Below are 11832 nucleotides of genomic sequence, written 5' to 3'. Positions count from 1 at the left end.
CCGGGTCCGCCCCACCGCTGGGACTACCGTGGCCCTCATGATTGATGTACGCCGCGGCGCCGACCGGTACGAGGGAGGGGACCCGGCCGCCGGGATCACCACCCGGCACGCCTTCTCCTTCGGCTCCTTCTACGATCCGGACAACCTGCGCTTCGGTCCCGTCCTGGCCTGCAACGAGGAGGCCCTCGCGGCCGGCGCGGGCTTCGACGAGCACCCGCACAGCCACACCGAGATCGTGACCTGGGTGATCGAGGGCGAGCTCACCCACCAGGACACCACCGGCGAGGAGAGCGTGGTCCGGCCGGGGGACGTGCAGCGGCTCAGCGCCGGGTCCGGGGCACGCCACGTGGAGCGCAACGACGGCGACCGGCCGCTGCGCTTCGTGCAGATGTGGCTCTCGCCGCTCGCCGCGGGTGGCGAACCCTCCTACGAGGTGCTGCGGGACGTCCCCGACGGCACGCCCTACGAGGTCCCCGCGGCCGGCGCCGCCCTGCACGTACGCCGCCCCGGGGCGGGCGAGCGGGTCGCCGTACCGGCCGCCGAGCGGGTGTACCTGCACGTGGTCCGCGGCGACCTGCGCCTGGACGGGACGGAGCTGGGCCCCGGCGACTCGGTGCGGATCACCGCCGAGAAGGGGCTGGAGATCGTCGCCGGGTCCCCGGGGGAGCTGCTGATGTGGGAGCTGCCGGGCTAGAGGCCGCTCAGGCGGAGCGCAGTTCGGTCAGGACCGCGTCGGTGAACGGGGTCCAGGCCTCGACCGCCCACGGGCCGAAGGGGCGGTCCGTCAGCGCCACGCACGCGGCGCCCGCGTCCGGGTCCACCCACAGGAAGGTGCCGGCCTGGCCGAAGTGGCCGAAGGTGCGCGGGGAGGAGGTCAGGCCCGTCCAGTGCGGGGACTTGCCGTCGCGGATCTCCATGCCGAGCCCCCAGTCGTTGGGGGACTGGCTCCCGTACCCCGGCAGGACGCCCCTGAGCCCCGGGTGGACGACCGAGGTGGCCTCGGCCACCGTGCGGACGTCGAGCAGCCGGGGCGCCTGCAGCTCGGCGGCGAAGCGCAGCAGGTCGGAGACGGTGGAAACGCCGTCCTTGGCGGGCGACCCGTCCAGCGTGGTCGAGGCCATGCCCAACGGCTCGAAGACGGCCTGGTGTACGTACTCCGCGAAGGGGATGCCGGTGGCCTTGGCGATGTGGTCGCCCAGCACCTCGAAGCCGGCGTTCGAGTACAGCCGGCGCGTACCGGGCGCGGCCGCCGTGCGGTGCTCGTCGAAGGCCAGGCCGCTGGTGTGCGCCAGCAGGTGACGGACCGTCGACCCCTCGGGTCCGGCCGGTTCGTCCAGCTCGATCGCCCCTTCCTCGTGGGCGACCAGGGCGGCGTACGCGGCCAGCGGCTTGGTGACCGAGGCCAGCGCGAAGCGGTGGCCGACGGGCCCGTGCGCGCCGGCGAGGCTCCCGTCGGCGCGTACAACGGCCGCCGCGGCGGTGTCCACGGGCCAGGTCTCGATGATCCGCAGGCTTTCCATGCCGCTCACGGCCTCCTTGCTGTCCATGCGGCCGAGCCTACTTGCTTGGAGTGCACTCAAGGGTTCTAGCGTGGGGCCATGAGCGAGAGCCGGGGCCCGAGCCTGACGCAGACGCGGTACACGATCAGCGAGGTGGAGGCCCGGACCGGTCTGAGCCAGCACACCTTGCGCTGGTACGAGCGGATCGGCCTGATGCCGCACGTGGACCGCTCCCACTCGGGCCGGCGCCGGTTCACCGACAAGGACCTCGACTGGCTGGGCTTCGTGGGGAAGCTGCGCGCCACGGGGATGTCGGTGGCGGACATGGTCCGCTACGCCGAGCTGGTCCGCGAGGGCGATCACACTGCCGAGGCACGCCGTGAACTGCTGGAACGCACCCGAAGCGAGGTGCGGGCACGGCTGGCGGAGCTGACGGACGCACTGGCCGTACTGGACTACAAGATCGACATGTACGCGATGGAGAAGGTCTCGGGGAAGGGACGGCAATGACGGAGCACGGCGACGCCATGGCGCAGGTCGAGCTGGGCGGGGGCGGCCCGCTGGTCGGCGTCCAGGGCCTGGGGTGCATGGGCATGAGCGAGTTCTACGGGGACACCGACGAGGCGGCCGCCCGGGAGACCCTGGCGGCGGCGCTGGCCGCCGGTGTCACCCTCTTCGACACGGCGGACGTCTACGGCCGCGGCCGCAACGAGGAGTTTCTGGCCCCGTTCGTGGCCGCACACCGCGACGACATCACCCTGGCGACGAAGTTCGCCATAGAGCGCACCGACGACCCCGCCCACCGGGGCGTCCGCAACGACCGCGGGTACGTCCGCGCCGCCGTCGAGGGCAGCCTGCGACGGCTCGGCGTGGACGTCATCGACCTCTACTACATGCACCGGCGCGATCCGGCCGTGCCGCTCGCCGAGTCGGTGGGGGCCATGGCCGAGCTGGTGCAGGAGGGCAAGGTGCGCCACCTCGGACTCAGCGAGGTCACCGGCGCGGAGCTGCGCGAGGCATACGCCGTGCACCCGATCGCGGCGCTCCAGTCGGAGTGGTCGCTGTTCAGCCGGGACGTGGAACGCAGCGCGGTGGCCGCGGCGGCGGAGCTGGGGGTGGCCTTCGTGCCCTACTCCCCGCTCGGCCGGGGCTTCCTGACCGGGGCCTTCACGGACGCCTCAGCGGAGCTGTCGCAGGACGACTTCCGCCGCCACCAGCCGCGGTTCACCGGCGGCAACGCGAAGGCCAACGCGGCGCTGCTGGCCCCGGTCCGGGAGATCGCGGCGCAGCTGGGCGCGAGTCCCGCGCAAGTCGCCCTCGCCTGGGTGCACGGGCGGGCGGCGGTGCACGGGCTGACCGTGGTCCCGATCCCGGGCACCCGTCGGGCGGAGCGACTGCGCGAGAACACCGCGGCGGCCCGGATCACGCTCACGCCGGCGCAGCTGGCGTTGCTGGAGCCGATCGCGGCGCAGGTCGCGGGGGACCGCTATCCGGACATGACCTTCACCTCGGCGGCCCGGGAGGCGTAGCGGCCGTCGGCCTCAGGGGTGTCGGGCCCGCAGCACCGCGAAGGCGCCCGAGAGGGCGAGCGCGGCCAGGACCGCCTCGATCACCGGATCGTCCGTCACGTGTCGTCCCCCTCGAAGTGTTGGTCCAGTACGGAAGTGAAGAGCGCGGCCACGTCGTCCCGTTCCATCCCCGCGGCGCTCGCCCGCCGTGCCCAGTCGGCCAGTTCCCCGCGCAGGGGCGAGTCGGCCGGGCGCCCGCCAGGGACCTGCGCACGAAGGTGCCCATGCCCCGGCGGGCCTCCACCAGGCCCTCGCGCTCCAGCTTCCGATAGGCCTTGAGCACCGTGTTCGGGTTGATGGCCGTCGCCTCGACGACCTCGCGCGCGGTGGGCCGGCGGATCAGGGGGTGGGCTCCGGCCGTGATCCGCCGGACACGCGCTAGCGGGACCCGGCGGTGAAGCGGTCCCGCAGGGTCGTGTACTCGCCGTCGGTCAGCAGGCCGGCCGAGTAGAGCTCGCTCAGGTGCCGGAGCCGTTCGTCCCCAGAGCGGCCGCGGGCGGCGCCGACCGGGGTCCGGCCGCGCGTGGCGGCGAGGACGGCCGCGGCGAAGGGCAGCGACTCGTGCACCGCCCCGTAGCCCACGCCGAAGACGGCCGTCGCGAGGTCGTGGTCCGGGCGGGGGTCGGCCGGGGTCTGCTGGGGTTCCCGCAGCAGCAGCCGCAGGTGGCCGCCGGTGCCGCCGGGAGAGCGCCACTCGACGCCGGTGAGCTCGGCCAGCGGGTAGGACTGGTCGCCCGCCTTCCACTTCGTGCCGGTCGCGCCGGTGCGCGACCAGTGGAAGCCGACCGCGGAGCCGTCGAAGCCGACCCTCGCGTCGTACGCCTTCAGCTGCAGCGGCGGCTGCGGTACGTCGACCAGGAAGCGCGGGGCCGGCTCGGCGACCTCCGGCCCGAGTCGGGCGCGCAGGGCGGCGGCGAACGCCTCGGCCGATGTCGCCCGGTCACCGGGCAGCACCATCCGGTACGGGTCGCACGCCTCCTTGAGCTGTCCGGCGGCGGCCTCCATGAGCGGGTCCGCACCCGGGCGCGGGACGGCGCGCAGGACCACCGTGTCCCGCCTTCCGGCGGCCACGGTCACGGCCGACACCGCTTCCAGGGGTATTCGGCGCGACCCCAGCGCCTGCCACAGCCTCGGTGTGCGCAGCCCCCGTGTGAAGCGGATGAGCACCGAGTCCGAGTCGAACTCCCAGACGGCATGATTTCCGGCCAGTACGTCACCCATGCGCCACATGGTAAAGGGAGCCACCCCCGTGCGTCCCCCTCGATGCTGTGGCCGATTTCCGCACCTCTACGCGCGTCGGTCCTGCTCGGCCCCGGAAATTCCACGGCGACACGCGTCGTCGCCGGTGGCGCACACGACGGAATCGAACGCGCCGGTTCCGATTCTGGCGAAGTTGGCCATCGACTCCGTACCTGGCTCGAAATAGCCGGTGTGGTTCCTGGCCCTGGCCGACGACAGCAGCCGCGCGCCGAACTCCGGGGACACCGGGTCGGCACCGTGGCCCACGCCGCCGACCTCCAGGTGCGGCACGTCGGCGATCCAGTCGCCCTCGTCGCGCGTCGCCCAGACGCGCGCCGACGTCCGCAGGCCCGCGACGTTCTCCGCCCGCATGCCGGGGCTGCCTGCGACGACCACGTCCGTCACGCGCCGGGGCAGCTCGTGCGCGGCGACCCCGCACACCACCGACCCGTAGCTGTGGCAGAACAGCGCCACGCTGGAGTTCCCGGGCAGGGACACCGTCAGGGCCTTCAGCCGGACGGCGCCGTCGAAAGCCATCCGCCCCGTGGCGGCGTCCACACCGACCCCGGCGGGGGCGGTGTAGCCCGCCCAGGCGATGACCGCCGTCCGGCTCTTCGGCGCGGCCGTCCGTTCGGTCTCGTACAAGGCCTCGGCCATGCCGACGGGCGAGGTCAGCCGGCGCTGGGTGCGCTCGAAGGTGAGGAGGTCGGTGTCCACGCCGGGAACGATCACCGAGACCCGCTCGGCGCCGTCGAGGTCGCCGAAGACCTCGGCCGCCCGACCGCCGCCGGTGGGGTCGAACGCGAGGATCTGGCGGCCGGGTTCGGCGAGCGAGGCGAAGCGGTGGGAGCGCCGGGCGGCCTCGGCCCGGTCGGCCGGGGTCAGCGCGACGTCGTGGCTGCGGGCCTCCTCCACCAGCCGGGCCTTCTCCAGCCCGCGCCGGTTGGCCCGGTAGCGGGTGTCGACCGGTACGCCGTCGAGGTTGCCGACGACGAGCGGGTAGCCGTCGGCGAGGCGGGCCCGCTGCGCGTCGTCGAGGCCCGCGAAGAAGCGGGCCACCGTCCGCACGGGGGCGTCCGCCGGCGGCACCGGCCGGCCGTCCAAGTGCGCCTTGGACCAAGCGTCGAGAGCGGTCACGCGCAGCGGCGTGCCCCCCTCGGGGCGGTGCACGGCCGTCCAGCCGGTGGTCGCCAGCATGATCAGGACGACCGTCAGCGCGAGCAGGGTGCGCAGGGCGGCCGGGCGCGGGTCGGCGCCTGGAACGGTGGAGTGGGCGAGGCCGGGCAGATTCACTGGGACCAGCGTAGGAGACCGATTCCGGGCCTGGCGCGCCGGGTGACGGGGGTCACGCCCGACCGTGCGACCCCGCGGCGGGCGGACCGGCTGCGGCGACACCCCGGGTGAAAGATCCGAAATGTCACTTCGTCGGGGTGGCTCGTCGCCACCGCCCCGCCAGAGCTGGGCCGATGCTGTCGAGATGGCTGTCCGCCAGCCGGCGGAGCGCTTGCACACTCGTCTCGTCCCCCTGTCCCCAGAGCCGCCCCGTGACCCTCATCACCCCGAAGAACGAGGCGGCGGCCACCCGGGACCGCGGGTCGGCGTCCACGTCCAGGCCCTCCCGCGCGGCGACCAGCCGGGAGACCCGCTCCTCCAGCTCGGTGGAGCGCCGCAGGTGCACGGCGAGCAGGGCCGGGGTGGACTCGATCAGGCGGTAGCTGCGCAGGTAGAGGTCGACCGGGACCACCCCGCAGAGGGCATCGTCGAGCGTGTCCCACGCGCAGATCAGCGCGCCCCGCATCGCCTCCAGCGGCCCCTCGGACGGCGGCCGTGCCTGCAGCTCGGCGACGAAATGCGACTCCACCAGATCCTGGACGGCGAAGACGGCCTCCTCCTTGTTGGCGAAGTAGCGGAAGAAGGTGCGCTGGGACACCGCCACCGCGGCGGTGATCTCGTCGACGGTGGTGCGTTCGTACCCCCGGGAGACGAAGAGCACGAGCGCGGCGCGCAGCAGCGCACCGCGGGTGCGCCTCTTCTTGCGTTCGCGCAGGCCGGCCACCGGCGCGGCCGGCGCCGTCCGTTCGTCGATCGCCACCGCCGGGCTCCTCTCTGACGCCGGATGGGCGGTCAGATTACCCGTGACCCATGGTCCCGCGGCCGATTGGCGGAGCCGTTCGCGAAGGGGCGTCCGACCGGCGCCGGATGACACGTTCGGGGCGGCCGCCCGGGCCGTCGGGTGCGCCCGCGGCCCCGCTCACGGGCGCGAACGACCCCGCCGCACCCGCTCCCGGACGGGTCAATTCCGCGCGAGTGAAGGGCCTGCCGGACGCGTGCGGAGAGCCTGTCGCCTATCAGGGTGGACCTGCCCGGCAGCCCTTCCGGCCGAGCGTCATCGCAGGTCAGCGTGGTGTCAGCGGGGCACCGGAAGCGGTCCGGGGCCCGCCCGTCCACAAGGAGTTGACCCGTCATGCGTACGTGTGGAACCTCCCGCATCACCACCACCCTCGCCGCGACCGCCCTGGCCCTCACCGCCCTTATCCCGACCACAGCCGGCACGGCGCACGCCGCGGGCCCGCCGGGCCTCGGGTCCTGCGCAAGCGGACAGCTGTGCCTGTGGGCGAAACCGGACTTCAAGGGCACCCGGCAGATCCACGAGCTGAGCACCCTGGACATCAACAGCTGCACCGCCCTGCCCGCCGGCACCAGCGCCCAGTCGCTGGTCAACCGCACCGCGCGCCCGGTCACCACCTACCAGTCGGCCGAGTGCGCGGAGACCGGCGAATTCCAGACCTACCCGGGCGACGGGGTCTGGCTGCCCCAGTCCCCCTACCAGGTACGGGCCTTCAAGGTGTGGGAGAGGTAGCGTCCCGCTGCGCCGGGGCTCCGGCCCCGGCGGCCGCGGCCGGCGGCGCGGCCTCGCCGTCCGCCGAGCCGCCCAGCCGGGCGACCTCGCCGCGCAGTGCCCGCACCTCCGCCCGGAGCTCCTGGATCGCGGCCAACTGGAGCCGTTCGGCCTGGTCGTCGCGCTCGAAGCGGGAGATGAACCACGCAGCGATGTTGGCGGTCACCACACCGAGCAGCGCGATCCCGGACAGCATCAGGCCCACCGCCAGGACCCGTCCAAGGCCGGTGGTGGGGGAGTGGTCGCCGTAGCCGACCGTCGTCATCGTGGTGAAGGACCACCACACGGCGTCGCCCAGATTCTTGATGTTCCCGTCGGGTGCGTCCCGCTCCGCGCTCAGCACGGCCAGCGAACCGAACATCAGCAGCCCGACGACCGAGCCGGCCACGTAGGTCGTCAGCTGGATCTGCGGGGCCATCCGGGCCCGCCGGCCCACCAGCATCAACGTGGCGACCAGCCGCAGCAGCCGCAGCGGCTGCACGAGCGGCAGCACCACGGCCGCCAGGTCCAGCCAGTGGGTCCGCACGAACCGTCCCCGATCCGCCGAGAGGGCCAGGCGCACCAGATAGTCCACGGCGAAGGCGCCCCACACCACCCACTCCACGTAGCTGCAGGCGTCGTGCACCCGCGCGCCCGCGTCTGGAGCGACGATGGGCACGGCGTACGCCACGGCGAAGGCCGTGGCGAGGACGAGCAGCGGGGTCTGGCTCCACCGCTCCCACAGCAGCTGGCGGGATGGTTCCTTCATGCGGAGCATCGTAGGCAACGCCCGAAGAGCGCGGGACCTGGCCGAAGCCGGGACCCGCGCCCGGGGACCGCACGCCGGGCGGATGCCCCGCGTGCGGTCCCTCCGTCCGGACCCCGCTGGGGTCAGGCGTCGCCGCCGGCCGCGCCCGGGTCCGCCGCCGCCACGTCGAGCAGCTGGTACTTGTCGACGGCCTGCTTCAGCACCGAGCGGTCCACCTTCCCCGCCCTGGCCAGCTCGGTCAGCGTCGCCAGCACCACGGACTGGGCGTCGATGTGGAAGAACCGCCGGGCCGCACCGCGGGTGTCCGCGAAGCCGAAGCCGTCCGCGCCCAGCGAGGTGTACGCGCCGGGCACCCACCGCGAGATCTGGTCCGGAACGGACCGCATCCAGTCCGAGACCGCCACGAACGGCCCCTCCGCACCTGACAGCTTCCGCGTCACGTAGGGCACGCGCTGCTCCTCCTCGGGGTGGAGCAGGTTGTACTCCTCCACCTCGACGGCTTCGCGACGCAGCTCGTTCCAGGAGGTCGCCGACCAGACGTCCGCCCGGACGTTCCACTCCTCGGCGAGGATCCGCTGGGCCTCCAGGGCCCACGGCACCGCCACACCGGATGCCATCAGCTGGGCCGGGACGGCGCCCGCGGTGCCCTGCGAGACCCGGTGGATGCCCTGGAGGATGCCCTCCACGTCGACGTCCGCAGGTTCCGCCGGGTGCTGGATCGGCTCGTTGTAGACGGTCAGGTAGTAGAAGACGTCCTCGGCCTCGGGGCCGTACATCCGGCGCAGACCGTCCTGGACGATGTGCGCGATCTCGTACCCGTACGCCGGGTCGTACGCCACACAGCCCGGGTTCGTGGAGGCCAGCAGCTGGGAGTGGCCGTCCGCGTGCTGCAGACCCTCACCCGTGAGGGTGGTCCGTCCGGCGGTCGCACCCAGCACGAAACCGCGCGCCAGCTGGTCGGCCATCTGCCAGAACTGGTCACCCGTGCGCTGGAAGCCGAACATCGAATAGAAGACGTACACCGGGATCAGCGGTTCGCCGTGCGTCGCGTACGCCGAACCCGCGGCGATGAGCGACGCCGTGCAGCCCGCCTCGGAGATGCCGTCGTGCAGCATCTGGCCGGTCGGGGACTCCTTGTAGGCCAGCAGCAGGTCGCGGTCGACCGCCTCGTACTGCTGGCCCAGCGGGTTGTAGATCTTGGCGCTCGGGAAGAAGGCGTCCATGCCGAAGGTGCGGTACTCGTCGGGCGCGATCAGCACGAAGCGCTTGCCGATCTCCTTGTCCCGCATCAGGTCCTTCAGGATGCGGACGAAGGCCATCGTGGTGGCGATCGACTGCTGGCCCGAGCCCTTCTTGGCGGCCGCGTACGTCTTCTCGTCGGGCAGCGGGAGAGGCTCGGCACGCACCACCCGCGTCGGCACGTAGCCGCCGTGCGCGCTGCGCTGGTCGTGCATGTACTGGATCTCGGGGGAATTGCGGCCCGGGTGGTAGTACGGCGGGGCGCCGCTCTCCAGCTGCGCGTCCGTGATCGGGATGTGCAGGCGGTCGCGGAAGCGCTTGAGGTCGTCGACCGTGAGCTTCTTCATCTGGTGCGTGGCGTTGCGGCCCTCGAAGTTCGGACCGAGCGTCCAGCCCTTCACCGTCTGGGCCAGGATCACCGTCGGCTGGCCCTTGTGAGCCTTGGCCGCCGCGTACGCCGCGTAGACCTTCTTGTGGTCGTGACCGCCGCGACCCAGGTGCTGGATCTGGTAGTCGGTCATGTTCTCGACCATCGCGCGCAGCCGCTGGTCGCCGCCGAAGAAGTGCTCGCGGATGTAGGCACCCGACTCGGTGGCGTACGTCTGGAACTGCCCGTCGGGCGTGGAGTTCATCTTGTTGACCAGGATGCCGTCGCGGTCCTGGGCCAGCAGCGGGTCCCAGGAACGGTCCCAGATCAGCTTGATGACGTTCCAGCCGGCGCCCCGGAACTGCGACTCCAGCTCCTGGATGATCTTGCCGTTGCCGCGGACCGGGCCGTCGAGGCGCTGCAGGTTGCAGTTCACCACGAAGGTCAGGTTGTCCAGGCCCTCGCGGGCGGCGATCGACAGCTGGCCGAGCGACTCCGGCTCGTCCATCTCGCCGTCGCCCAGATACGCCCAAACGTGGGACTTGGAGGTGTCCGCGATCCCGCGCGCCTCCATGTAGCGGTTCATCCGGGCCTGGTAGATCGCCCCCAGCGGACCGAGGCCCATCGAGACGGTCGGGAACTCCCAGAAGTCCGGCATCAGCCGCGGGTGCGGGTAGCTGGAGAGGCCGTACGGGGCCTTCGACTTCTCCTGGCGGAACGCGTCGAGCTGCTGCTCGGTCAGCCGGTCCAGGAGGAAGGCGCGGGCGTAGATGCCGGGGGAGGCGTGGCCCTGGAAGAAGATCTGGTCGCCGCCGTCGCCCTCGTCCTTGCCCCGGAAGAAGTGGTTGAAACCCACGTCGTAGAGGGAAGCGGAGGAGGCGAACGTGGCGATGTGGCCGCCGACGCCGATCCCGGGACGCTGGGCGCGCGAGACCATCACGGCCGCGTTCCACCGGGTGGCGTTCAGGACCTTGCGCTCGATCTCCTCGTTTCCGGGGAAGAACGGCTCGTCCTTGGTCGCGATCGTGTTCACGTAGTCCGTGCTGCGCATCTCGGGCACGGCCACGCGCCTCTCGCGCGCCCGCTCGATCAGCCGCAGCATGAGGTAGCGGGCCCGTTCGCGGCCCCGCTCGTCGACCGCTGCGTCCAGGGAGTCGAGCCACTCCTGCGTCTCCTCCGGATCGAAGTCCGGGACCTGACTCGGCAGGCCGCCAATGATGATCGGATTGCGATCGGATGCGGAAGCCACGCTGTTCCTTCGCTGTCGGGGGAGTCGCGCCTTGGGTGCGCCGCCTCCCATGGTCTTACGCTCGGCCGTAATCGTCATCCGTACCACTGGGTAACCCCTGCGATCGGCGGGGAGATCCGGCAAGGTGCGGGCGGGTCCGGTTCCGCGGTGGGGGTGGCGGGTGCGACCAAATCGCAACCTTACGCCCCAGCCGGTCGGGGGCCCCGGGAGGCCGTTCGTCCCTCAAACAGGTAGGAAAGTCCTCATGCGATGCGAATGAGCTGGAATGGTGTGGGATGAATCACCAATGGTGCACACGAGTGTGCTGAAAGTTGCGGCGAGACGGCCGTAATCGTCACCGTTTCGACGGTCTCGGCGGCCGGGTACTTGCGCGATCCGCCGCGCCCGTGTGGACTACGCCCAATGCTGCGCGTACGCGCGCCGCCGAAGACATTCACCGAACATGAGCAGGAGGCACCCCGTGAGCGCGACCGCGGACCACGCGGAGAGCCTGGCCGCCCGGCTGGGTTTCCAGTCCGAACAGGTGGTCCAGGAGATCGGCTACGACGACGACGTCGATCAGGAATTCCGTGACCTCGTCGAGGAGCTCGTCGGCGAACTCGTCGACGAGGACTACGACGATGTCGCCGACGCGGTGCTGCTGTGGTTCCGCGAGGACGACGGCGATCTGACGGACGCGCTGGTCGATGCCACCGAGCTGGTCGAGGACGGCGCACTGATCCTGCTGCTGACCCCCAAGACGGGCCGTGACGGCTACGTCGAGGCCAGCGACATCAGCGAGGCGGCCGAGACGGCCGGTCTCTCGCAGACCAGGAGCGTCAGCGTCGGCAAGGAATGGGCCGCCACCAAGCTGGTGACGCCCAAGACCGCCGCCAAGTCCAAGCGCTGAGCCGCGCCCGCTGCCGAGCGGACACGCTTCCACACCCCGCCGACCAGGTGCCCCCGGTCGGCGGGGTGTGTGCGTTCCGCGCGTTTCACAGACCCGGGCACGCCCGGTCAGGACCTAGGCTTTGACTCACCCGAA

At 72.1% G+C, this 11832-nt stretch carries 11 protein-coding genes and 1 pseudogene; 5 read left to right on the top strand and 7 right to left on the bottom strand.

Features of this window, described 5'->3' with window-relative positions; all coding sequences use genetic code 11:
* Nucleotides 1–37 precede the first annotated feature (37 nt).
* Nucleotides 38–694, top strand: coding sequence for a pirin family protein (locus tag R4Z63_RS09895; protein ID WP_384448676.1), 657 nt, complete (start codon nt 38–40; stop codon nt 692–694).
* A 7-nt stretch (nt 695–701) separates the two neighbouring features.
* On the opposite strand, the gene R4Z63_RS09890 is transcribed toward R4Z63_RS09895, so the two are convergent.
* Nucleotides 702–1520 carry a serine hydrolase domain-containing protein gene (locus R4Z63_RS09890; RefSeq protein ID WP_384448817.1) on the bottom strand — a complete coding sequence of 273 codons (819 nt, stop codon included), beginning with the start codon at nt 1518–1520 and terminating at the stop codon, nt 702–704.
* Nucleotides 1521–1598: 78 nt separating this feature from the next.
* On the opposite strand from R4Z63_RS09890, the gene R4Z63_RS09885 reads away from it, so the two are divergent.
* Complete coding sequence (locus R4Z63_RS09885; protein ID WP_384448673.1) at nt 1599–2009, top strand: MerR family transcriptional regulator; 411 nt, start codon at nt 1599–1601, stop codon at nt 2007–2009.
* Entirely contained in the window at nt 2006–3028 is a 1023-nt protein-coding gene (locus R4Z63_RS09880; RefSeq protein ID WP_384448670.1) for an aldo/keto reductase, read from the top strand. Before R4Z63_RS09885 ends, R4Z63_RS09880 begins: the two co-directional genes overlap by 4 nt.
* A gap of 95 nt (nt 3029–3123) precedes the next feature.
* Here the strand turns inward: R4Z63_RS09880 and R4Z63_RS09875 are convergent.
* The 4 genes and pseudogenes from R4Z63_RS09875 to R4Z63_RS09860 all read right to left on the bottom strand — a co-directional run.
* Nucleotides 3124–3401: pseudogene (locus tag R4Z63_RS09875) on the bottom strand (GntR family transcriptional regulator); the annotation flags it as partial.
* Nucleotides 3402–3445: 44 nt separating this feature from the next.
* Nucleotides 3446–4297, bottom strand: a complete 852-nt coding sequence (locus R4Z63_RS09870) for a DUF4429 domain-containing protein (RefSeq protein ID WP_384448814.1) — start codon at nt 4295–4297, stop codon at nt 3446–3448.
* Between the two features lie 57 nt (nt 4298–4354).
* Nucleotides 4355–5503 (bottom strand): alpha/beta hydrolase, encoded by a 1149-nt coding sequence (locus tag R4Z63_RS09865; protein WP_384448811.1) that lies wholly within the window; start codon nt 5501–5503, stop codon nt 4355–4357.
* 220 nt (nt 5504–5723) lie between these two features.
* Nucleotides 5724–6398 carry a TetR family transcriptional regulator gene (locus R4Z63_RS09860; RefSeq protein WP_384448667.1) on the bottom strand — a complete coding sequence of 225 codons (675 nt, stop codon included), beginning with the start codon at nt 6396–6398 and terminating at the stop codon, nt 5724–5726.
* Between the two features lie 372 nt (nt 6399–6770).
* Here R4Z63_RS09860 and R4Z63_RS09855 point away from each other — a divergent pair, with 372 nt between their 5' ends.
* Nucleotides 6771–7166 (top strand): peptidase inhibitor family I36 protein, encoded by a 396-nt coding sequence (locus R4Z63_RS09855; protein WP_172671354.1) that lies wholly within the window; start codon nt 6771–6773, stop codon nt 7164–7166.
* Here R4Z63_RS09855 and R4Z63_RS09850 read toward each other — a convergent pair.
* Both R4Z63_RS09850 and aceE read right to left on the bottom strand, forming a co-directional pair.
* A complete protein-coding gene (locus tag R4Z63_RS09850; RefSeq protein ID WP_052031024.1) occupies nt 7147–7953 on the bottom strand; it encodes a potassium channel family protein in 807 nt (268 codons plus the stop codon). The two genes, R4Z63_RS09855 and R4Z63_RS09850, sit on opposite strands and share 20 nt — an antisense overlap.
* Before the next feature lie 122 nt (nt 7954–8075).
* Entirely contained in the window at nt 8076–10808 is a 2733-nt protein-coding gene (gene aceE / locus R4Z63_RS09845; RefSeq protein ID WP_384448663.1) for a pyruvate dehydrogenase (acetyl-transferring), homodimeric type, read from the bottom strand.
* 460 nt (nt 10809–11268) lie between these two features.
* Between aceE and R4Z63_RS09840 the strand changes: the two genes are divergently transcribed.
* On the top strand, nt 11269–11697 hold the full coding sequence (locus R4Z63_RS09840; RefSeq protein WP_030026015.1) for a DUF3052 domain-containing protein: 429 nt from the start codon (nt 11269–11271) through the stop codon (nt 11695–11697).
* Nucleotides 11698–11832 lie beyond the last annotated feature (135 nt).

The sequence above is a fragment of the Streptomyces sp. PL-29 genome, assembly GCF_058344425.1.
Note: the sequence above shows the minus strand (reverse complement) of the source record. Positions and strands in the feature narration are given on the sequence as shown.